This window comes from Candidatus Filomicrobium marinum (genome assembly GCF_000981545.1).
Taxonomy (GTDB): domain Bacteria; phylum Pseudomonadota; class Alphaproteobacteria; order Rhizobiales; family Hyphomicrobiaceae; genus Filomicrobium; species Filomicrobium insigne.
Window position 1 is genome coordinate 1,871,810 of sequence record NZ_LN829119.1, and the last position, 21,170, is coordinate 1,892,979.

At 57.6% G+C, this 21,170-nt stretch carries 18 protein-coding genes and 1 other RNA gene; 9 read left to right on the top strand and 10 right to left on the bottom strand.

Annotated elements, in window-relative coordinates:
• The first annotated feature begins 26 nt into the window (after positions 1–26).
• Positions 27–1,004 (top strand): type II secretion system F family protein, encoded by a 978-nt coding sequence (locus tag YBN1229_RS08815; protein WP_046478033.1) that lies wholly within the window; start codon positions 27–29, stop codon positions 1,002–1,004.
• A 123-nt stretch (positions 1,005–1,127) separates the two neighbouring features.
• Here the strand turns inward: YBN1229_RS08815 and YBN1229_RS08820 are convergent, their stop codons facing one another.
• Positions 1,128–1,946 carry a tetratricopeptide repeat protein gene (locus YBN1229_RS08820; protein ID WP_052743804.1) on the bottom strand — a complete coding sequence of 273 codons (819 nt, stop codon included), beginning with the start codon at positions 1,944–1,946 and terminating at the stop codon, positions 1,128–1,130.
• Between the two features lie 346 nt (positions 1,947–2,292).
• Between YBN1229_RS08820 and YBN1229_RS08825 the strand changes: the two genes are divergently transcribed.
• Entirely contained in the window at positions 2,293–3,753 is a 1,461-nt protein-coding gene (locus tag YBN1229_RS08825; RefSeq protein ID WP_052743805.1) for a leucyl aminopeptidase family protein, read from the top strand.
• Positions 3,750–4,676: a C40 family peptidase gene (locus YBN1229_RS08830; RefSeq protein WP_342027528.1), complete on the top strand. Its 927-nt coding sequence runs from the start codon at positions 3,750–3,752 to the stop codon at positions 4,674–4,676. Before YBN1229_RS08825 ends, YBN1229_RS08830 begins: the two co-directional genes overlap by 4 nt.
• Before the next feature lie 4 nt (positions 4,677–4,680).
• Here YBN1229_RS08830 and YBN1229_RS08835 read toward each other — a convergent pair whose 3' ends face one another.
• The 7 genes from YBN1229_RS08835 to YBN1229_RS08865 form a co-directional block, all read right to left on the bottom strand.
• Positions 4,681–5,319: a glutathione S-transferase family protein gene (locus YBN1229_RS08835; RefSeq protein ID WP_046478034.1), complete on the bottom strand. Its 639-nt coding sequence runs from the start codon at positions 5,317–5,319 to the stop codon at positions 4,681–4,683.
• A 42-nt stretch (positions 5,320–5,361) separates the two neighbouring features.
• Entirely contained in the window at positions 5,362–6,999 is a 1,638-nt protein-coding gene (locus tag YBN1229_RS08840; RefSeq protein ID WP_046480176.1) for an ABC transporter ATP-binding protein, read from the bottom strand.
• Between the two features lie 11 nt (positions 7,000–7,010).
• Positions 7,011–8,150, bottom strand: a complete 1,140-nt coding sequence (locus YBN1229_RS08845; RefSeq protein WP_046480177.1) for an ABC transporter permease — start codon at positions 8,148–8,150, stop codon at positions 7,011–7,013.
• A gap of 69 nt (positions 8,151–8,219) precedes the next feature.
• On the bottom strand, positions 8,220–9,338 hold the full coding sequence (locus tag YBN1229_RS08850; protein ID WP_046478035.1) for a microcin C ABC transporter permease YejB: 1,119 nt from the start codon (positions 9,336–9,338) through the stop codon (positions 8,220–8,222).
• Positions 9,339–9,373: 35 nt separating this feature from the next.
• The gene (locus tag YBN1229_RS08855) at positions 9,374–11,230 is read right to left on the bottom strand and encodes an extracellular solute-binding protein (RefSeq protein ID WP_082101082.1); all 1,857 of its coding nucleotides are present in this window, start codon (positions 11,228–11,230) and stop codon (positions 9,374–9,376) included.
• A gap of 48 nt (positions 11,231–11,278) precedes the next feature.
• Entirely contained in the window at positions 11,279–13,150 is a 1,872-nt protein-coding gene (locus YBN1229_RS08860; protein ID WP_244466796.1) for an extracellular solute-binding protein, read from the bottom strand.
• A 282-nt stretch (positions 13,151–13,432) separates the two neighbouring features.
• Positions 13,433–13,972 carry a c-type cytochrome gene (locus tag YBN1229_RS08865; protein ID WP_046478036.1) on the bottom strand — a complete coding sequence of 180 codons (540 nt, stop codon included), beginning with the start codon at positions 13,970–13,972 and terminating at the stop codon, positions 13,433–13,435.
• Between the two features lie 193 nt (positions 13,973–14,165).
• On the opposite strand from YBN1229_RS08865, the gene YBN1229_RS08870 reads away from it, so the two are divergent.
• Genes YBN1229_RS08870 through YBN1229_RS08880 form a run of 3 tightly spaced genes read left to right on the top strand, consistent with a single transcriptional unit; the run spans position 14,166 to position 16,715 of the window.
• Positions 14,166–14,933: a 3-deoxy-manno-octulosonate cytidylyltransferase gene (locus YBN1229_RS08870; protein WP_046478037.1), complete on the top strand. Its 768-nt coding sequence runs from the start codon at positions 14,166–14,168 to the stop codon at positions 14,931–14,933.
• A gap of 57 nt (positions 14,934–14,990) precedes the next feature.
• Positions 14,991–15,923, top strand: a complete 933-nt coding sequence (locus YBN1229_RS08875; protein ID WP_046478038.1) for a prephenate dehydratase — start codon at positions 14,991–14,993, stop codon at positions 15,921–15,923.
• A 39-nt stretch (positions 15,924–15,962) separates the two neighbouring features.
• Positions 15,963–16,715, top strand: a complete 753-nt coding sequence (locus tag YBN1229_RS08880; protein ID WP_046478039.1) for an SDR family oxidoreductase — start codon at positions 15,963–15,965, stop codon at positions 16,713–16,715.
• Between the two features lie 143 nt (positions 16,716–16,858).
• Here the strand turns inward: YBN1229_RS08880 and YBN1229_RS08885 are convergent, their stop codons facing one another.
• Both YBN1229_RS08885 and nudC read right to left on the bottom strand, forming a co-directional pair.
• Positions 16,859–17,485 carry an SCO family protein gene (locus YBN1229_RS08885; protein ID WP_046478040.1) on the bottom strand — a complete coding sequence of 209 codons (627 nt, stop codon included), beginning with the start codon at positions 17,483–17,485 and terminating at the stop codon, positions 16,859–16,861.
• Between the two features lie 55 nt (positions 17,486–17,540).
• The gene (gene nudC / locus YBN1229_RS08890) at positions 17,541–18,479 is read right to left on the bottom strand and encodes an NAD(+) diphosphatase (RefSeq protein WP_046478041.1); all 939 of its coding nucleotides are present in this window, start codon (positions 18,477–18,479) and stop codon (positions 17,541–17,543) included.
• A gap of 238 nt (positions 18,480–18,717) precedes the next feature.
• Between nudC and ffs the strand changes: the two genes are divergently transcribed.
• The 3 genes from ffs to YBN1229_RS08905 all read left to right on the top strand — a co-directional run bounded on the left by ffs (position 18,718) and on the right by YBN1229_RS08905 (position 21,164).
• Positions 18,718–18,813: signal recognition particle sRNA small type (gene ffs, locus YBN1229_RS08895), an RNA gene on the top strand.
• A 106-nt stretch (positions 18,814–18,919) separates the two neighbouring features.
• A complete protein-coding gene (locus YBN1229_RS08900; protein ID WP_046478042.1) occupies positions 18,920–20,818 on the top strand; it encodes a DNA polymerase III subunit gamma/tau in 1,899 nt (632 codons plus the stop codon).
• Between the two features lie 25 nt (positions 20,819–20,843).
• The gene (locus YBN1229_RS08905; protein ID WP_046478043.1) at positions 20,844–21,164 is read left to right on the top strand and encodes a YbaB/EbfC family nucleoid-associated protein; all 321 of its coding nucleotides are present in this window, start codon (positions 20,844–20,846) and stop codon (positions 21,162–21,164) included.
• Positions 21,165–21,170: the final 6 nt, after the last annotated feature.

The window sequence follows — 21,170 nt, forward strand, 5'->3', positions numbered from 1 at the left end:
GAACGACAAAGGACTTTGATTTCGCCATGATGGATTTCATTGATGTCGTAGCGCGCCCGCAGTTTATCGTGACTGCGCTTGCGGCCATCTCAGCCTTTGCAACGGTCCTGACACTCACATTGCCGATCTTGTCACGCGATCGCACGTCGCAGCGCATGAAGGTGATGGCAGTTGAACGGGATAAAATGCGCGCGCAGCGCATTGCCGACCTGGGCAAGGACCGCCAGGGCGGCGCAATGCGTCGGCAGGCCCCGAAAACTTACATGCAACAGATTGTTGACCAGCTCAACTTACGCAAGCATTTCGATAGCGAAGAGCTACGCGCCAGATTGAAGATGGCGGGCCTACGAGGACAGGCACCACTGGTGACCTACATGTTCTTCCGCGTCGCGATGCCGATCATTTTGTTCCTGGTCGCGCTGTTTTACATCTTCATTGTGATGAAGCTGTCATATCCGCCAATGGTCAAGTTCTTCATTGCTCTGACCATCGGATTCATCGGCTATTACGTGCCCAACCTCTTCGTTCAGAACATGATTCAGAAGCGTCAGCAGGCGATCAAGCTTGCCTTTCCCGATGCTCTCGACATGCTTTTGATCTGCGTTCAATCCGGTATGTCGATTGAAGCTGCCTTCGGGAAGGTTTCTAACGAGGTTTCAGCCACGTCGCTCGAGTTGGCGGAGGAATTGTCGCTCACGACCGCGGAATTGTCCTATCTCGGTGAACGTCGGCAGGCCTTCGAAAATCTCGGTAAGCGCACGGGGCTGCCCGGTGTGAAGGCCGTCTGCACCGCACTCATCCAAGCTGAACGTTATGGTACACCGGTTGGGCAGGCGCTTCGTGTGATGGCGAAGGAAAACCGCGATATGCGCATGTCCGACGCTGAGAAGAAGGCCGCGTCTCTGCCACCTAAACTCACGGTGCCGATGATCGTATTCTTCCTGCCGGTTCTGTTCCTCGTCATTCTCGGCCCTGCGGGCATCACGCTGATGGAAATGAAGTAGGTTCGGCCTTCGCTAGGCAAAAACAGGAAAACCGAAAGGCACCCGTTGCTAATCATCGGGTACCTTTCGGCTTGGATTGTTAAATACGGTTTCTGAAGCGCAATACGCTCAGCGTAGAAACTTCTATTGGCGCGCGTCCGCCGCGACGACCTGCGAGTTCCAGCCTGATAGCGCATCGTTGGGCAGAGCGCTTCCCTTGAATTGCACCTTGGCAACCTGCACATCGCCACCTTTGGAAGGGGCTACAGGCGCTAGCTGCGTAAGCTTGCGTAAATACGCCGTGTCGGCTGCTGCGGTATCCGCTGGCATGTCGCGGGAAGCGATCTGTGTGGATTCTTGATATTTGCCCTGAAGGCCCAGGACCAATGCGAGATTTTGCCGGATCTTGGCTTCGCTAGCACCGGCATCGGCGGCTTGGCGCAACAGCCCCTCGGCCTTATTCGCATCGCCTGTCATAGCGTGGGCAAGCGCAAGGTTGTTAAGCAGTGAAGGGTGATTCTGCTTGAGCGTCAGAGCGCGATCGAAATAGGGTATTGATTCTGCATACTTACCCTGTTTGGCCAGCACCGTACCCCGGGCAGAAATAACGCGCCAATCAGGTTTTGCCGGATCATCGGCGAAGGCCAGCAATTTTTCGGCGACGTTCATCTGGCCAAGATCGAGCGCGAGCCGGCCATATTCACCGGCGAGTTCCCGGCTATCGGCGTGGAACATGCCTGATTGTTGCAGCACGGCGAGGGCTTGCTGCTTGCGGCCCATCGCCTTCAAGTTCTTGGCATAATTTAACGAGACTTCCAGATCGGTGGGAGCTTTGGCGTAACGCTCGCCCCAATAGCCCGTAGCTTCCGCAAGTTCCTTCTCAGTGACGACCCCATCTTGCGCAGGTTTGGGCGCAGGGCGTGTAAAGGCCGTTGCCTCACCCAGTAAATCGGCCCCTGGCATTGCACCGTTCTGAGCGCATCCGCTCACTAAAAGTCCGGCCGCAACGGCGCACAGAATTGAGCCGGTTGGGCGAGGTATGATCAGCCCCCAGGGGTGCACCATGTACTTGATCCTTTGATGAACATCACGCAGATGCGAATCACTGTGCTTGTTCGTCAGGATCTGAGACGCCGGTCAACAAAGGCTTAATTGTACTCGGGGCGAGCATGGCCGCGTCCACATGCCCCTCTGCCATTGCGAGTCGTGCTAAGACTGCGCGCACGAAACAAACCGCAGTGGTCAGCGGTAAAGGCTCAAACAGAGAAGCCGGAATACCGAGGCTACGAGTTAAGGCTGGAGCACGATTATGAGCGCAAACGAACTTGGCGGGTGGCAAATCCCTGACGTTGATGGGGTTTTTTCGGCGGAAGGTGCCGAGCTCACGCCAGGAACGCCGATTTGGCTGACTTCCGATGATGCTGCGTTACCCGATAAAGTGGCGTCCAATGCGGCTCATGTCCGATGGCTCGAAGCGCAGCGCTTTAAGGGCACCGTGCGGCGCCAAGCGTTGCTTCCGGCGGACAACGGATCACTTGCGGGCGTCGTACTTGGCACAGGAAAAGCCGGCGGCAAACCGGGAGAGCCGTGTGGCCCCGCGGATCTTCTCGTGGGGCAGCTTGCGGCGAGTTTGCCGCCAGGTGACTACGCGCTAGCGGGCACCGGCGAGGCGGATGAACTAGCGGCCATCGCCTGGGGTCTGGGGGCGTATCGCTACCGGCGCTATCGTGGTGGTGAGTTTGATCCCGCACCGCGTCTGCAAATTCCGGTCGGCGCGGACGCTAAAAAGGTGCGCGCGATCGTCGAAGCGGTTTGGTTGGGGCGGGATTTGATCAATACGCCACCCAGCGATTTAGGCCCGGACGAACTGGAAGCAGCCGCACGCGCTCTGGCCACGCGCCACAAAGCTGAAATTTCAACGACCGTTGGAGATGACCTTCTTTCCGCAAACCTGCCGATGATCCACGCCGTTGGTCGTGCAAGTACACGAGCGCCACGGTTGATCGATCTGCGCTGGCAACCGCCCACCGCTGGCTCCGACACACCGTTGATCTGCCTGGTCGGCAAGGGCATCTGCTTCGATACTGGCGGCCTCGACCTCAAACCGGCAGCTGGTATGCTGTTGATGAAGAAGGACATGGGAGGCGCAGCGACTGCCTTGTCCATCGGCCATATGATCATGTCGGCAGGACTCAATATTCGCCTACGCATCCTTATTCCCGCCGCCGAAAACTCTGTTGCAGGCAATGCCTTTCGCCCTAGCGACGTACTCACAAGCCGTTCAGGTCGCACCGTCGAAATCGGAAATACGGACGCCGAGGGGCGACTCGTCCTGGCCGATGCCTTGAGTCTCGCTGACGAAGAGTCGCCGGACCTCACTGTTTCTCTTGCGACTTTGACCGGCGCGGCGCGTGTCGCATTAGGGCCAGATTTGCCGGCATTATTCTGCAATGATGACAGATTTGCCCAATCCGTGTTGGCTCAAGGGCAAGCTTTGGGTGATCCTGTTTGGCGCATGCCGTTCTGGCCGGGTTACGAACGCAACCTCGAAAGCGAAGTTGCCGATATGAATAACGTCTCAGATGGGCCCTTTGCCGGAGCAATCACGGCGGCTCTGTTTCTGAATCGCTTCGTTTCCCGGGCCCGTCGCTATGCCCATATCGATCTGTATGGTTGGCGGCCCTCCGCGCGACCATTGGGACCGAAAGGCGGCGAGCCGCAATCTGCACGTGCTGTGTTTGAAGCTCTTAGACGGGAGACGATCTCGTGAGCACGACGACCACCACCGATTTGGTTGTGAAGCCGGAACCTCAGGTGCCTGCATCCGGTGAGAACATGCTCGATCCTCGTCGCAATGCTTATCGCGAGGATCTTGCGGCGAACAACATACGCAATCTGGTCCAAGCCCCGCGCTACGTCGATGGCGACTGGGCCCAGGTCCGCCACACCAGCGTAATGGTGCGGCGCCATCCGCAGCCGAACGCGCCGGTCGACACAGAAGCGCTGTTTGGCGAAGTGGTCGTCGTCTATGACGTTGCGGATGGTTGGGCGTGGGTGCAACTCGTGCGCGATCGTTATGTGGGCTATGTGCGCGCCGATGCTTTGTCCGAGAACGTCGAATGGCCTACGCACAAGGTCCGTGCGCTTGGCACGTTCATCTATCCCGAACCAGACATCAAATCACCGCCGTTGACCCATCTCAGCCTGAATAGCGGTTTCGCCATTGCCGACATGGACGAACAGTTCTGCAAGCTGAAAACGGGCGGCTACGTAGTTTCGCGGCACGTTGCCGAAGAAGGTGCATTTTCACGCGATTTCGTCGAAGTCGCCGAGCGCTTTATTGGCACGCCTTATCTTTGGGGCGGCCGAACGCGATTGGGAATTGATTGTTCGGGACTGGTTCAATTGTCCCTTGAAGCGGCAGGAATATCCGCTCCGCGCGACAGCGACATGCAGCAGGCGGAACTGGGTGCCAACGTTTTGGTCCCGGAGGATCTTGATGGTCTTCTGCGCGGCGACCTGATTTTCTGGGCAGGCCATGTCGGCATCTTGGTGGACGGCATCATGCTGCTGCATGCCAATGCGCATCACATGGCGGTCACCGTCGAAACATTGCCTGAAGCCGTGGAACGGATAGCCAGAGGCGGTTCGAAGATTACTGCCATCAAACGCCTGACGTCTGTCACGGCCTAAACGCTCACTCAGCCGCGAGCTTTGCCAACAACGTTTCTTCTTCCGCCGTGGTGCGGGCATACTTCGGCCGTGCACGAACGCGCGCAACGTAGCTGCTCAAAACGGGATCCTTAGGAAGCAGCCCGAAGTCGCTTAGGTATCCAACACCCGCGCCAAGCATGACGTCGGCAGCCGTAAAACGCTCGCCCAAGATGTAGGGGCCTGAACCGATAATGTCTTTCAGTCCCTCGATCATCGATTCAAATGTGCCATAGCCGACTTGGCTAGAAGGTCCCGGCTCACGCTTCAACGCACGATCCCCAGCGGCCGGTTCGACACAACCCGAATAGAAGAACAGGGCTCTAAAATAGCGGCCCCGTGCCGGATCATCCGTAGCAGGTGCTAAGCCGGCAGCCGGAAACGCATCAGCGAGATAAGCACAGATTGCTGGGGCCTCGGTAATAACAACCCCCTTGTGAACCACGGTGGGCACCTTGCCCATCGGATTGATGCCCAGGAACTCTGGCGTCTTATGGTCTCCTTTGGCCAGATTCATCAGCTTGAGGTCGTGCGGGACGTCCAGTTCTGCGAACAGCCAACGGATCGCCCCCGATCGGGTTCGCGGGGCATGGTAATGGATTAAATCACTGCTATTCCCATCCATCGTTATCTCCGGCGGCTCATCTACGAAAACTGCGGAGCAAGCTTAATTGTCGCTCAAGGCTTCTTCGTGAACGACTTCAAGATTGAGCGCTGCAGCGAGAAGCGCACGGGTGTAAGCTTCCTTTGGTTCTTTGAAGACCCGCTCGGACGGCCCCTCTTCCACCACTTTCCCGTTGCGCATGACTATGATATAACTGCACAAAGCCCGAACGACCCGAAGGTCGTGGGATATGAAGAGATACGCGAGATTGCGCCGCTTCTGAAGATCTCGAAGCAGATCAACAATCTGTGCCTGCACACTCATGTCCAACGCGCTCGTTGGTTCATCGAGCATGACGAACTTCGGTTTGAGCACCATGGCCCGCGCAATCGCGATGCGCTGACGCTGCCCGCCTGAAAACTCGTGTGGGTAGCGGTCCTGGCTGTTTTCATCGAGGCCGACCTCTTCCAGGGCTTGTCCGATACGCTCGCGCCGCTGGTCGTAATTCAAACTCGGCTGTTGAATGAGCAGCCCTTCTTCGATGATTTGGCTCACCGAGAGGCGCGGTGATAATGAGCCGTAGGGGTCCTGGAAAACAATCTGCATGTCTTTACGAAGGGGGCGCATCTGGCGAGAGTTCAGCCCGTCAATCCGTTTGCCAATATACGCTATCGGGCCTTCAGATGAGATGAGCCGCAGCAACGCCAATCCCAAGGTCGTCTTGCCGGACCCTGACTCCCCCACGACACCCAACGTCTGGCCTTCGCGCAGTTTCAGAGACAGCCCATCGACAGCCTTGACGTGGTCAACGGTGCGCCGGAGCAAACCCGACTTAATCGGAAACCAGACCTTGAGGTTGTCCGTCTCTATCACCACCGGAGCACGCTCGTCCGATGGGGCGGGTTCACCTTTGGGTTCGGCGGCGAGCAGTTGCTGCGTGTAAGCGTGTTGCGGATCATTGAACAGAGCTTCGGTAGGGCCCTCTTCTACGATCTTGCCAGACTTCATAACGTAGACGCGCTGGGCCATCTTCCTCACGATCCCAAGGTCGTGGGTGATGAGAAGCAGGGCCATACCCATTTCCCGCGATAGGCTCTTCAGGAGTTCGAGGATCTGGGCTTGAATCGTAACGTCGAGGGCGGTCGTTGGTTCGTCCGCGATCAGGAGGTCTGGCTCGTTAGCTAACGCCATCGCGATCATGACGCGTTGACGTTGGCCACCCGAGAGCTGATGCGGATAAGCGTTGAGTCGTTTTTCCGGTTCGTTGATCCCGACCTTGTGCAGTAGCTCTAGCACGCGGGCACGCACCGCTTTGTCATCCATTCCACGGTGAATCTTGAGGACTTCGCCCACCTGCTTTTCGATCGTGTGCAGCGGATTGAGCGAAGTCATCGGCTCTTGGAAGATGATGGAAATACGGGCACCACGAATGCCATGCATTTCATCTTCGGAGGCAGCCAGCAGGTTCTTGCCGCGAAAGAAGATCTCGCCCGTCGGATGCGATGCTGCCGGGTAAGGCAGGAGGCGAAGAATAGACAGTGCCGACACCGTTTTACCGGAGCCGGATTCTCCAACGAGCGCCACGGCCTCGCCCTTACCAATCTTGAAGGAGACGCGGTCGACGGCGACCTTTGTCTCCTCTCCGGACTTGAAGGCAACGGAGAGGTGGCGGACCTGAACAAGGGTTTCGACGTGGTTCATGTCGTTGGCCACTACCTGAAGGTTTTTCTAGGATCTAAGGCATCGCGCACGGCTTCACCGATGAAGATGAGCAGCGACAGCATGATGGCCAGCGCAAAGAAGCCCGTAAGTCCCAGCCAGGGAGCTTCCAAATGCTTCTTGCCCTGCAAGAGAAGCTCCCCGAGCGAGGCAGAACCCGGTGGTAGTCCCAAGCCCAGGAAGTCCAGCGCGGTCAGCGCCGATATTGATCCGGAAAGTTGGAACGGAAGGAACGTGAGCGTTGCGACCATCGCGTTGGGCAGCATGTGTTTCCACATGATGCTGACGTTCGAGAGCCCAAGCGCACGCGCGGCTGTGATGTATTCGTAGTTTCGGGCCCGCAGAAACTCGGCACGCACCACTCCCACCAGTGACACCCACTGGAACAACAGCAATGTACCAAGAAGCGTCCAGAACCCGGGCACTAGAACCGACGAGATGATCAACAGAACGAACAACGATGGGATCGACGACCAGATCTCCAGCATGCGTTGAAAAATGAGGTCGACTCGGCCACCGAAATAGCCTTGTGCCGCGCCGGCCCCCACGCCAATCGCGGACGATAGGATGGTGAGGATAAGCCCGAAGAGCACTGAAACCCGGAAGCCGTATATGACGCGCGCCAACACGTCTCGCCCTTGGTTGTCGAGCCCCAGCCAGTTTGTATTCCAAATATTATTGAAGCGCGCGAGCTGCTCCGGCGTCGTCTCACACAAGGGTGCGCGCGACGCCCAAGGCGGAGGTGCGGGGTATCCGAGGCAGAGGCCGTCTGGGCCCTGACGGCGCGGATAGTCCCGATTGATGGTGTTGTAGGAATAGCGGATCGGCGGCCACAGCATCCAGCCGTGAGCTTCGATCTCTTCGATGATTACGGGGTCTCGATAGTCGGTGATCGCCAAGAAGCCCCCGAACTTCTCTTCCGGATAGTCGATAAAGATCGGAGCCAGCAACTCGCCTTTGTAGCTGACGAGGATCGGTCGGTCGTTGGCGATGAACTCTGCGAAGAGCGAAATGAAAAACAGGACCAGGAAGAGCCAGAGGCTCCAATACCCGCGTTTGTTGGCTTTGAAGTTCTGCCAACGACGGATGTTGACTGGCGTTGGCTTCAGCCGTCGCGAGATCGGCGCGAACAAGGCGAATGAGCCGCCCGTTGGTGTCGCCGCTGCGACGTCGCGTTCTTCTTCGTTGAGTGCATCCACGGCCTATACCTCCCGGCTTTCGAAATCGATGCGGGGGTCGACCATGGTGTAAACGAAGTCAGAGATGATGTTCACCACCAATCCAAGCAAAGCGAAGATGTAGAGTGTCGCGAACACCACTGGGTAGTCGCGTTTGTCGATGGACTCGAAAGCTAAAAGGCCGAGGCCATCCAAGGAAAAAATCGTTTCGATCAGCAGGCTGCCCGAGAAGAACGCGTGAATGAACGCGCCGGGAAAGCCAGCGATGATCAAGAGCATCGCGTTGCGGAAGATATGCCGGTACAGCACCTGATGTTCGCTGAGGCCCTTCGAGCGCGCGGTCAGCACGTATTGCTTTCGGATTTCATCGAGGAACGAGTTCTTGGTCAGGAACGTCATCGTCGTGAAGGCGCCAATCGCCATCGCGATGATTGGCAGCGTCAGGTGCCAGAAATAGTCTAGAATTTTACCCCACAGCGAAAGCTGAGCCCAATTTTCCGAGAACAGCCCCCGCGAAGGGAACCACTGGAAGAATGAGGAACCGGCAAAAAGAACAAGCAGGAGAACGGCAACCAAAAAGCCCGGCACGGCGTAGCCGATGACGAGAACGCCGGAGGTCCAGATGTCAAAGGGTTCGCCGTCTTTCACAGCCTTACGGATGCCGAGAGGAATGGAAATCAGATACGTCAGCAGCGTCATCCAGATGCCAAGCGAGATCGATACCGGTAGCTTTTCAGCAATCAGATCCAGCACAGGTACATCGCGGAAATAGCTGTTCCCGAAATCAAACCTCAGATAGTTCCACATCATCATCAGAAAGCGTTCATGCGCGGGCTTGTCGAAGCCGAACTGCTTCTCAAGGCTCTTGACGAATTCGGGATCTAACCCCTGCGCACCGCGATATTTCGATGAAACGCTTTCCGAGGAACCGTGCCCCGTCTGGGTGCTGCTGGCGCCACCCAACCCATCTCCGCCGGTTCCCGAGATGCGCGAGGTCATCGACACATCCGTTCCAGTCAATTGCGCAATCACCCGTTCGACTGGCCCGCCAGGAGCGAACTGGATGATGACAAAGCTAATGAACATGATCCCGAACATCGTCGGCAGGATCAGAGCGATGCGTTTGAGAAGATATGCGCCCATCGTCTGTGATGCTGTCCTTCGAATGAGGGTTGGAGTTATTTGCGCTGCAGCTTGGCAGCTTTCTCGGCGTCATACCACCACGTTGCGATAACGCCTCGATCGTATTTCGGTTTGATTTTGGGCCACGAGTATTTGTCCCAGAAGGCTAGGTTGTGTTCGGCCTTGTACCAGTGCGGGACCCAATAATGATTGGCGCGCATGACCCGGTCCATGGCTCGCGTCGCCGCAACCAAATCTGCCCGCGACTTGGCGGTGAGCGCTCTGTCGATCATCGCATCGACAACCGGATTGGCTATGCCCGCGAGATTGGGCGTTCCTTTGGTTTCAGCGGCTTGGGAGCCCCAGTAGTTCTTGATTTCGACGCCCGGCGTGAGCCGCAAGACAAGACGTTGTGTCGTTATATCGAAATCGTAGTCCTCGATACGCCGCTGATATTGCGAGCCGTCCACTAAGCGCGTGGAGGTGTTGATCCCCAGCAGTTTCAGATTTTCGGCATAAGGGCCGATGATCCGCAAAAACGCTTCCGAGAATGTCAGGAATTCAATTTCCAGCGGTTCACCCTTGGCATTACGGCGGACACCACCCTGGAGCTTCCATCCGGCTTCATCGAGCAATGCCGCGGCCTGCCGCAAAAGCTTGCGGTCCTTACCCGATCCGTCACTGAGGGGTGGGACGTAAGCCTCCTGGAACACCTCGGGCGGAAGCTGGGCTCGGTAGGGTTCAAGGAGCTCGAGCTCCGTTGGGCCTGGCGGTCCAGACGCCTTCATGTCCGAGTTCTCGAAGTAACTCGTGGTGCGTTTGTAAAGATTGTAAAATAGGTTGTTGTTGGCCCACTCGAAATCGAAGGCCAGTGCTATTGCATGTCTGGTTCGCGGGTCGGAAAATTTGCTCCGTCGCGTATTGAAGAAGAAGCCCTGCGTGCCGGAAGGCCGGCTGTCTTCCGGCGACATGCGTATGATCTTGCCCTCTCGCACGGCGGGAACATCATAAGCCGTTGCCCAGCTAACGCTCGTAAACTCTTCGCGTAAATCGAAAGAGCCGTTGAGAAGAGATTCAAGCTCCGCTTGCCGGTCGCGATAATACTCGTAGCGCAGTTCACCGAAATTGTACTGCCCGCGATTGACGGGCAGATCTTTGGCCCAATAGTCCTCGCGCCGTATGTACGTGACGAATGTACCGGCCTTGAACGGACCGATCTTGTAGGGGCCCGAGCCAAGCGGCGGTTTGAGCGTCGTTTGGTCGAAGGGTTGTGTCTCGTAGTATGCCTTTGAAAAGATTGGCAGCGCCGCGACTGTCATGGGCAGATCGCGCGTGAGTTCGCCTTGGAACGTGTACTTGACCGTCAGCGGATCGAGAGCCTCTGCCTTCGTAACGTCGCGCAGGCTGATGCGGTAGCTGGGATGCCCTAGCTTGGTCAGCGCTTCGAAGGAGTACACAACGTCTTCGGCCCGGACAGGGGAGCCATCGGTGAACTTTGCTTCTTCGCGAAGATGGAAAACCACCGAGAGATTATCGTCGGCGACCTCGGCGGATTTCGCCACCAGTCCATAAACGGCGTCGGGTTCATCAAGGGCACGCGCCATCAAGCTATCGAACAGGTATTCGAGCCCTTGCGCCGGATCGCCCTTCAAAATGTATCCATTGAAGCTGTCAAAGGTGACGCGCGCGGCCGTGCCGATCATGGCAAGGCGCCCCCCCTTCGGAGCGTCGGGATTGACGTAGTCGAAGTGTTTGAAATCAGGCGGATACTTGAGCTGGTCGAAGGCGGATAGTCCATGGGTCGGACCGCTGGCGCGGGCCGGTTCCGCAACCGCGGTCCCAATCACCGCGATCAGAATGGCGAAGCTTACCCACGTGCTGTGCCGCCCAGGTCGCCTCCAGTTTGCCCTCATCCGTTCACCTCTTCCTGTGCCCGTGTCCTGGTTTGGAGATAACGATCTTCACATGCCGCGTTGCGAGGCCAGAGCCTTCGCCTTGTCGGCATCGACCCACCAATTTGTGGTCGCAGCCGGGAACTGGGAGGGAAGCACCTCAGGCCGTCCGAATATGTCCCAGAAAGCAACGCGGTCGAAGGGGTAATGCCACTGCGGCACAACGTAGTAGTTCCACAGCAAAACACGATCAATCGCGCGCGTCGCGGCGACAACCTCTTCACGGTCTTTGGCCTGAACCAAATCCTCGATTAGCTCATCAAGGGCCGGATTCTTGATCCCAATGATATTGCGGCTACCGTTCTTATCGGCCGCAGCTGAGCCCCAATATTCACGTTGCTCATTGCCCGGAGAGTGCGACTGCGGGAAGGACGCGACAACAACGTCAAAATCAAACTCCTCAAGCCGTCGCGTGTACTGCGTTGAGTCAACGAGACGAACTCGGGCATCGATACCCAACTTTTTCAGATCGTCGATATAGGGCAGCAGCACCCGCTCAAAGTCAGGGCTGACGATTAGGAACTCAACGGAGAGCTTATCGCCTTTGGCGTTGGTAAGAACTCCGCCGTTCGTTTGCCACCCGGCCTCCTTCAGCAGCTTAGAGGCAGCACGCAAGTGGTTCCGATGGGCCGTAGCGTCTGGTGACGATGGCATTTTCCATTCTTGCGTGAATACTTCCGGAGGAACCTTGTCTCGAACCTTTTCAAGAATTTCCAGCTCACGCCCCGTCGGTAGTCCGGTCGCTTTCAGCTCCGAATTATCGAAGTAGCTGCTAACGCGAACATACATCTCGTAGAACAGCGACTTGTTCATCGCTTCAAAGTTGAACGCGAGATTGAACGCTTGGCGGACACGTGGGTCTTGGAACTGCGCTCTGCGCAGGTTGAATGCGAACGCTTGCATCGGTGCGACGCGTTTGTGCGGCAGAGCCTCTTTCTTGATCTGCCCGTTCTTGACAGCGTCGACGTTGTACTGAGTGGCCCAGGCGTTGGCACTGGACTCCGTCCAAAGATCAATCTGCCCTGCCTTAAAGGCTTCGAAGGCCGGTACGCGATCCCGGAAGTAGATGTAGCGGATCTCGTTAAAGTTATTGAGGCCGCGCGCTACGGGCAGATCCTTGGCCCAATAGTCGTCGACCCGTTCGAACGCGACCTGACGACCGGCATCGACCGATTTGATTCGATAGGGGCCGGAGCCCAAGGGAGCTTCGAGCGTAGACTTGGTAATGTCGCGGGGCTGTCCGTTCGCTTGCTTGCCTTCCCAGAAGTGCTTGGGAAGCACGTAAAGCTGCCCAAGGATCTGGGGCAACTCGCGGTTGCCTTTCATATCGAAGCGGAAGGTGACCTCGTGATCTCCGGTCTTCTCCGCACTCGTGACGTTTTTGTAGTAGAGCGCGAACAATGGATTGGCCGCTTTTAAGGCCTCCAGACTGAAAATCACGTCCTCTGGTGTGATAGGCTGGCCGTCATGAAAACGCGCGCCCTCACGCAGCTTGAATGTGGCGGAAGAATAATCTTCCGGGTATGAGACCCATTCAGCGACCAAACCGTATTCGGTTGATGGCTCATCAAGACTTGTCGCCATCAGCGTGTCGTAGACCAGCCCGGCAACGCCATCCGCAGTCTCTCCCTTGATGCTGAAAGGATTAAGGGTGTCGAAGGATCCTAGGGAAGCACGGCGCACCGTCCCACCTTTAGGGGCATCGGGATTCGCCCAGTCGAAGTGCTTGAAGTCTGGCCCGAATTTCGGTTCGCCAACCAGGGACAGCGCGTGGTGATGAGCATCCTGAGCGGACACGTCGAGCGAGAGAGGGCCTGAGATCAGGGCCATGAAGGCTGCTGAGATCGCAATCGACTTCGAAATCCAGGTCATGGCCGTCATATGCGCTTCGGCTCCATGTGTTTGATTCGGCGACATGCGCCCCGAGACTCAGTATCTCCGTAGGCTGTCCATACAGATCTACACCTGCTGTAACGGTGGAGAGCGCCGAGGGCGAGTTAAGTCTTCTTAAGGTTCGCCACATTTGGCCAGATGTTTAAGGCTCAAAGAAGCACTTTGGTCTCAAAATAATCATAACAGAACGGCCCCGCTGGCAAAGCAGCGAGGCCGCATTAATAGACCGTATGACGTACAATCGGCGGATGCCGAACGTCATTGGGATCGTTACTTCAGGCTATTCAGGTAAGCCAGAAGGTTGGTGAGGGTTTTTTCATCCGAAACACCCGGAAACACCATCTTGGTTCCCGAAACAAAACTTTTAGGCTTGTGCAGGAAATGCGCGAGATCTTCCAGCGTCCAATCCCCGCCCTTTTCCTTCAAAGCAGCCGAATAAGTGAAGCCTTCGTGGCTCGCTTTCGGCCGTCCGACGATGCCCCAGAGGTCCGGACCAACCTTATTGGGGCCACCCTTTTCGGCGGAGTGGCAGGACATGCATTTCTTGAAGGTCGCTTCGCCGTCCGCAACATCGCCAGCGGGTGCATCTGCCGCGACCTTGGCAAAATCGAACGCTGGAGCAGCTGGTTCAGCCGCTCCGCCACCAGCTTCTTCAGGCGCAGGAGCGGGCAAAGTATAGCCCACAATGGCGTGCTCGCCGTGGTCACCGCCGTGTCCTTGGCTCAACTCAATCAGTGTCTTGCCACCAAAAATCAGTAATAGCGCCGTCAGTACGGCCCCCGCGATCTTGCTCAGCTCAAATGAGTCCATCGATAAACAACCCTGCTGTAGAAGGCCCTTGCCCCGGCGTCAGGACCGACCGACGGGCGCGCCAGCCAGCCTTTGGATTCGGCCGTCACTATAGGAATTCCGCCTGTGCTTGCAACACGGCTTGCCTACCTATAACAGCGTTGTCTCCGAGACTATTTGTCACCATTGCTCCTTGTGACCCGTGAAAGGCCCTATGTCCACCAGCACTTTGATCGTAATTCCGGCTCGCATGCAGGCCTCGCGGTTGCCAGGCAAACCGATGGCTGACATCGCTGGCGAACCCATGATCGTCCACGTCTGGCGGCGGGCTCATGCCGCGGGCCTCGGGCGCGTTGTTGTTGCCACCGACAGCGAAGAGATACGCGACGCAATTCGCTCAGTCGGCGGCGAAGCGGTCATGACGCGCGCTGATCACGCATCAGGTTCTGATCGGGTGTATGAGGCAATCAACAAGGTCGATCCGGACAGCGAAGCCGAGTACATCGTTAATTTGCAGGGCGATCTGCCAACGTTGGAGCCGCACCTCGTTGACGCGTGTATAGCGCCGTTGCGCAGCAAGGGGCCGCACATCGTGACCCTGGCTGCCGAGATCAGCGAGGAGGCCGAACGCGACAACCCCAACGTCGTTAAGGTGGTCGCAACGCCGGTCGGATCACCTAACTTGCTGCGAGCACTATATTTTACCCGAGCGGTGGCTCCCTATGGGGAGGGTCCTTTCTATCATCATATTGGTATCTACGCTTATCGCCGTTCGGCGCTCGAACGTTTTGTGGCTCTGCGGCCTTCGCCGTTAGAGCAGCGCGAACGCTTGGAACAATTGCGAGCCCTCGAAGATGGCATGCGCATAGATGTCGCGATCGTTGACACGGTTCCGCTCGGTGTCGATACTCCCGCCGACTTGGAACGTGCACGCCAGCTTTTGAACAATCGTGCGGCCGATATCGCGGCGCGTGGGTCTTAATGTTTCGCGCCGCCCGCTCCAGTCTGTCTTTATTCCTACTTCCAGCTACGTTTGAACATGGCCCCAACTGAAAAGCCTGCGCACTCCGCGCAAAACGAGGATAAACCAGCCTCGGCACGCGTTGCATTCCAAGGTGAGCCAGGGGCCAATTCGCACCTTGCTTGCAGCGAAGTCTTCCCAAACTTCCAGGCCGTGGCCTGCCCGACGTTTGAAGAGGCCTTGGTCTGCGTCAAGAACGGTGACGCGGCTTACGCGATGATTCCGATCGAGAACTCGGTCGCTGGACGCGTTGCCGACATCCATCACCTTTTACCTGGTGCGGATCTCTATATCGTCGGTGAGCACTTTCTGCGTGTGCGTCATCAGTTGATGGCAAAGCCGGGTGCCAAGCTGTCGGACATCGAGAAGGTTCTGAGCCACACGCATGCGCTGGGTCAGTGTCGCAAGACATTGAAAAACTTGGGGCTCCGCCCGGTTCCGGAGGCGGACACCGCCGGGTCAGCGCGTATCGTATCCGAGTCTTCCGAGAAGGGGCTTGCAGCTATAGCCACGACGCTGGCTGCTGAAATCTACGGTCTCGAAATCCTGAAGAGCGACGTCGAGGACGAGGTTCACAACACGACGCGGTTCGTCATCCTCTCGCGTGATCCCGATGATGCCGAACCGGAAGACAGCCCTGTGGTTACGACATTCATCTTCCGGGTCCGCAATGTGCCGGCCGCCCTTTATAAAGCGCTGGGTGGCTTTGCCACCAATGGCGTCAATATGACGAAGCTCGAGAGCTATCAGCTTGAAGGTTCTTTCAACGCGACAATGTTTTACGCGGACATTGAGGGCCATCCAGCGGATCGCATGGTGCAGCTCGCGCTTGAGGAGCTGTCGTTCTTTTCAAGCGAGGTAAAGTTGCTGGGCACCTACAAAGCGAGCCCATATCGCGCCGAGGTGGTAGCACAACAAAACGGTCCGGTGACGCTACATCAGCCGGGGTAACATCGGCAGGACGTATCCGGATGGGGAGGAAAAAACGCGATGCCACGTCTTGAAGGGAAGATTGCTGTCGTCACCGGAGCCGCCTCTGGCTTCGGACGGGCTATAGCTGAACGCTACGCCGAGGAAGGCTGTAAGGTTGTAGTCTCTGACCTTAACGGAGAAGGTGCTGAAAGCGTTGCACGCGCGATTGGATCATCAGCGCTCGCAACGCGAACGGATGTCACCCAACGCGCAGATGTCGAAGCCATGGTTGCTGCCGCTGTCGACGCTTTTGGTGGCCTCGACATCATGGTCAATAACGCCGGTTTTACGCATCGAAATCAGCCCGCGCTAAATGTGACGGAAGACGACTTCGATCGCGTCTACGCCGTCAACGTCAAAGCGATCTACCTCTCGACACTAGCCAGTGTTCCACACATGGAGCGGCGTGGAGGCGGTGTCATTATCAACACTGCGTCAACCGCCGGCGTACGGCCGAGGCCCGGTCTCACTTGGTACAATGGTTCGAAAGGTGCAGCGATTACCCTGACCAAGTCGCTAGCGGCCGAGCTTGCCCCAAAAAACATACGCGTGAACGCCATCAATCCGGTGATGGGCGAAACGGGCATGCTGGAACAGTTTATGGGGGTGCCGGACACACCCGAGAACCGCGCGAAATTTGTTTCAACGATCCCGTTAGGCCGGATGTCTAAGCCTTCAGACATCGCCAATGCTGCGGTCTTCCTCGCCGAGCCAGCCTCTGAATTCATCACCGGAGTTGCCATGGAAGTCGATGGCGGCCGCTGCGTCTGAACGCGCTCGTTTGAGAGAACCGTACCGACGCAGCACACGCGGCTGTCATCCCGGGGCTTGTCCCCGGGATCCAACGTTCATCGAGCACCAGCGGGTTCTCATTAGGAAATCGATCGTACCCTACGCCGCGGGCGCAAATGTCTTTACGCCTTGTCCCCGACAAGGCGCTTGATCTTCGCCTCGCGCGTCGCTCCGTCTTCCTGCCAGCTCAGCGTCGATTGTAGCGCGCCATTGGCATCGAACAGGAAGACCGTCGCCGTGTGGTTCATCGTGTAGTCACCGCCCTCTTGCGGTACCTTTTCGTAAAAGGCGCGATAAAGCTTTCCGACCTTGGCGATCTGCTCGGGCGTGCCGGTCAACCCGATGATCCGTGGGTCGAACGAAGACATGTACTGGGCCATCAGCTCTGGCGTGTCGCGCTCAGGATCAACCGAAACGAACAGCACCTTGAGATCCTTTGTGGCAGATCCGATTGATTCAAGATGCTTGGTAATTTCAAGCAAAGTCGTCGGACAAATATCGGGGCAGTGGGTGAAGCCGAAAAACAGAATATAGGGGTGGCCTTTCAACTCGGAGCTTGAGAAGGTTTCTCCGTTCGCCCGAGTCAATGTGAAGTCGCCGCCAAGTCGCTTGGCCCCCGGCAGCTCAGCGCCTTGACGCACTGCCTGCTGCGCCTCTCCTAAGAGTATCGCACCGCCCACAATTGCCGCAAGAGCGACGGCGCCCCAAAGCACGAGTCTGAGTTTCTGAAGAGACGACTTGCCCGCCATCGATCTGTTGATCTCCGTTCGGTGAAAATAGGTTGGTCTAAGCGCGGCGCGGTCTTTATGCGGTCGCGTTTACAAACCGTGAGATAAGCAGGTGTGCCATCGTTTGCGAGCCTGGCAGCCACAATCCGTCGGGGTGCTTACCCGCCAACATTTGCGCTGCCTCGGACCGCGTAAACCAGCGTGCTTCGGCAACTTCACGCGTATTGACCTTGAGGTCGATGGATGGTGCACGCGCCATGCAACCCAGCATGAGCGAATGCGGAAAAGGCCAGGGCTGCGCGCTGACCAGTTCGACGTCGGTAACGTCCAAGCCGACTTCTTCCAAGGTTTCACGCCGTACGGCGTACTCAATGTCGTCACCCGGTTCGACGTAGCCGGCGATGGTGGAGAACATCTTGTCTGGAAAGCGCTCTTCATGAGCGAGCACGATGCGTTCGCCATCGTTGACCGCCATGATCACCACCGGATCCATGCGCGGAAACACTTCGTGTTTGCAGGCCCAGCACCGCCGTTTCCAGCCGCCGTCCTTGTTCGACATCGAGCCGCCGCAACGTCCGCAGCAGCGGTTGTTATCGTGCCAGTTCGCAAGTGAGATGGCTTGCGAAACCAGCGACAACTCCTCTGGCTTCATGGTGCCTTGCGCGGCGAGAGAGCGTAGATCCACGATCGGAGTGAGAAGCTCCTTTGCCACGGGAGCATTGCGTGCGTAGTGCTCAGTTGTCGCAACGGCAAAGTGCCCGGCGCCGCTTTTTGGATCGGTGCCCATGAAAATGGCCTCATGCACGGCCAGCCCCATATCGGCGATTTGCTTTCCAGAAAACCACCGGATCGAGGCCTTTGTACGCTCCGCATCCGACACAACCACGGGCTTGCCATTGGCCATGACGAGGAAACGGACATTATCGGCGCCCAGCAGCCCGTCAATGTACTCGCGGTCTGAGCGTCTGTCGCTCGCCCGGTCGAGTCCGGTTGCAGGTCCGAGTGTTGGGGTCATCCGGGTCTCCCTCCTAATGGCCACGGCGTCATGAGCGCCGAGCCCGGCCGCGGTTGGCCGTTTGGCATTCTTTGCCGATCCTTATATCGTCGAGATAACGGGGAGTTGCCAATATTGCAACGGAGAGCGAAGCTTCCCTCGCGAGACAATCGGCTCGGCGCACAGTAGACTGACACTTTATCTGGATTTGTGGGACGATGCACCCTTGCATACAGAAGCCCAACCCGTCATATAGCAGATGGGCTGGCGGCGGACGCATCCCTCGCCAACCGGGTCAGGTCGGGAACGAAGCAGCCCTAACGATTAGGACGCGGGTCGTCCGCCAGCCTTAAATCTCCCTTTGCGGTCGCGTTCTCCACAAGCGCCAGGGCACGTGTGACTTTTGGCGACGTGACGCCGGTACGTGCATCGCGATCATTCAGCGGCTAAACTCCCGCGCGATGACGCAAAAGAAAACCGGCATTATGGCAAGCGACGGCACTCCAGCATCGGAAACGACGACCAAACCCTACGTGGTGTTGGCCCGTAAGTACCGTCCGCAGACGTTTGACGACCTGATTGGGCAGGATGCCATGGTCGCGACCCTGAGCAATGCTTTTGAGCAGGGCCGGATCGCGCAAGGCTATATGCTGACCGGTGTCCGCGGGGTTGGTAAGACCACGACGGCGCGCATCATCGCCCGGGCGCTCAACTTCGAAGTTGACGGCGTCAGCAAGCCAACGGTCCGGTTACCGACCGACCCTGCGGCGTTCGGCCGCCACTGTCGGGAGATTATGGAAAGCCGGCATGCCGACGTCATTGAAATGGATGCGGCGTCGAATACCGGCATCGACAACGTACGCGAGATCATTGAAAGCGCCCGTTACCGGCCACTGGTCGCGCGCTACAAAGTCTACATCATCGACGAAGTCCACATGCTTTCGAAGGCTGCCTTCAACGCGTTGTTGAAGACGCTTGAAGAACCCCCGGAGCATGTGAAGTTCATCTTCGCGACGACCGAAATCCGCAAAGTACCGGTTACAGTGCTCTCTCGTTGTCAGCGGTTCGATCTGCGCCGCGTCGACGTACCCCAACTCAGTCAGCACTTCAAAAAGATCACCAAGGAAGAGGGGGCGAGCGCCGAAGATGAGGCGCTTATGCTTATCGCTCGGGCTGCAGGGGGATCGGTTCGCGATGGCCTGTCGATTCTCGACCAGGCGATAGCGTTCACCAACGGTGAGGTGAAGGCGGCCGACGTCCGTGCCATGTTGGGCTTGGCGGACCGTGGTCGGATCTTCGACCTTCTTGATCTGTTATTCGCCGGGCGCGCTGGAGATGCGATCAACGCATTATCGGCCTTGCACCGCGATGGGGCCGAGCCCGTTCAGGTGCTCACCGATCTCTCCGAGGCTGTGCATCTGGCGACGCGGATTAAAGCGGTGGGCGCAGAAGCCGCGCGCGATGCCCTTTCGGCGGAAGAACAACGGCGTGCCGGCAGCGTGGCCGAGCGACTTTCAGTGCCGCTTTTGTCTCGCGCTTGGCAAATGCTTCTCAAGGGCATCGAAGAAGTCGGACGCGCGCCAAGCCCGATTGCCGCCGCCGAAATGGTGCTGATCCGAATGGCTTACACCGCGGATCTGCCTGGGCCTGAGGAGGTTATCAAGGCGCTGGGCGGAGAGAGCGTGCCGGCACGCCGTGCAGCACCGGCGCCCGCAACAGCCGATACAGCCGCGCCGCGGAGCCAATCAGATTATGGCGATAGAGCACCCGCGATCCCCTCGGCCGCGACCGGCGACACTGACCAAGGGTCCGTGGGCGAGGACCCAGGTTTCGCAGGAGGCGGGCTCGATGAGAGCTGGCTGGAGTCTGCCGAAGGTTTTTCCGACGAGTTCGATACCGATGATCCGGCAAATGCCTCGGACCTGATGCCCGTTAGCGGCGGATTGCGTCCCGATCCCGGCTCGTTCGAGGAAGCTCTTGATATCATAGGTCAACATCGTGATCTGAAGCTCAAGGTTTTCCTGGAAGAGCACGTCAGTCTCGTGAAATTCGACAGAGCCACGCACAGCATCGAGTTACATCTGCTCCAGGGTGCGCCACCAACAATCGCCAACGAATTACGCGAGCGGCTCAACCAGTGGACCAGTCATCACTGGATGGTAGCGCTTTCAAAATCGCCGGGCGCTCCACCCGTTGCCGTGGTGCGGCGAGAACGGCAAGCTGCGGAACTCGAAAGGCTTAAAGCACACCCGACCGTAGCAGCGGCATTGCGGGCCTTCCCCGATGCGGAGATCGCCGCAGTCCGGCCAATTGACGGTGCGACGGATGAAGACGACGACACGGGCACGCGCACCGGTTGACCCCACGTAACTTAAGGAACCTCAAATGAAAGATCTAATGGGCATGATGGGCAAAGTTCGGGAGATGCAAACCCGGATGCAGGAAGTCCAGGCCGAACTTTCCGAAATGGAGATCGAGGGTCGGTCCGGTGCGGGCATGGTGGAAGTTGTTTTGAACGGCAAAGGCGACATGCAGCGGATCAAGATTGATCCAAGTCTCGCTAAGCCCGATGAGACCGACATCCTTGAAGATCTGATCGTGGCAGCCTTCCAGGACGCGAGATCGAAAGTCGAAGCGACAGTGCAGGAGAAGATGGCCTCTGTAACTGGAGGCCTGCCGTTGCCTCCAGGCTTGAAGCTTTTCTAGGCTCTA

Bases quoted from the DNA above. Each gene is read 5' to 3' on its own strand.
- YBN1229_RS08835 (WP_046478034.1), bottom strand. From the start codon at position 5,319: ATGGATGGGAATAGCAGTGATTTAATCCATTACCATGCCCCGCGAACC.
- YBN1229_RS08815 (WP_046478033.1), top strand. From the start codon at position 27: ATGATGGATTTCATTGATGTCGTAGCGCGCCCGCAGTTTATCGTGACT.
- YBN1229_RS08900 (WP_046478042.1), top strand. From the start codon at position 18,920: ATGACGCAAAAGAAAACCGGCATTATGGCAAGCGACGGCACTCCAGCA.
- YBN1229_RS08860 (WP_244466796.1), bottom strand. From the start codon at position 13,150: ATGACGGCCATGACCTGGATTTCGAAGTCGATTGCGATCTCAGCAGCC.
- YBN1229_RS08840 (WP_046480176.1), bottom strand. From the start codon at position 6,999: ATGAACCACGTCGAAACCCTTGTTCAGGTCCGCCACCTCTCCGTTGCC.
- YBN1229_RS08855 (WP_082101082.1), bottom strand. From the start codon at position 11,230: ATGAGGGCAAACTGGAGGCGACCTGGGCGGCACAGCACGTGGGTAAGC.
- YBN1229_RS08820 (WP_052743804.1), bottom strand. From the start codon at position 1,946: ATGCCAGGGGCCGATTTACTGGGTGAGGCAACGGCCTTTACACGCCCT.
- YBN1229_RS08850 (WP_046478035.1), bottom strand. From the start codon at position 9,338: ATGGGCGCATATCTTCTCAAACGCATCGCTCTGATCCTGCCGACGATG.
- nudC (WP_046478041.1), bottom strand. From the start codon at position 18,479: ATGACCCCAACACTCGGACCTGCAACCGGACTCGACCGGGCGAGCGAC.
- YBN1229_RS08905 (WP_046478043.1), top strand. From the start codon at position 20,844: ATGAAAGATCTAATGGGCATGATGGGCAAAGTTCGGGAGATGCAAACC.
- YBN1229_RS08885 (WP_046478040.1), bottom strand. From the start codon at position 17,485: ATGGCGGGCAAGTCGTCTCTTCAGAAACTCAGACTCGTGCTTTGGGGC.
- YBN1229_RS08870 (WP_046478037.1), top strand. From the start codon at position 14,166: ATGTCCACCAGCACTTTGATCGTAATTCCGGCTCGCATGCAGGCCTCG.
- YBN1229_RS08880 (WP_046478039.1), top strand. From the start codon at position 15,963: ATGCCACGTCTTGAAGGGAAGATTGCTGTCGTCACCGGAGCCGCCTCT.
- YBN1229_RS08825 (WP_052743805.1), top strand. From the start codon at position 2,293: ATGAGCGCAAACGAACTTGGCGGGTGGCAAATCCCTGACGTTGATGGG.
- YBN1229_RS08865 (WP_046478036.1), bottom strand. From the start codon at position 13,972: ATGGACTCATTTGAGCTGAGCAAGATCGCGGGGGCCGTACTGACGGCG.
- YBN1229_RS08875 (WP_046478038.1), top strand. From the start codon at position 14,991: ATGGCCCCAACTGAAAAGCCTGCGCACTCCGCGCAAAACGAGGATAAA.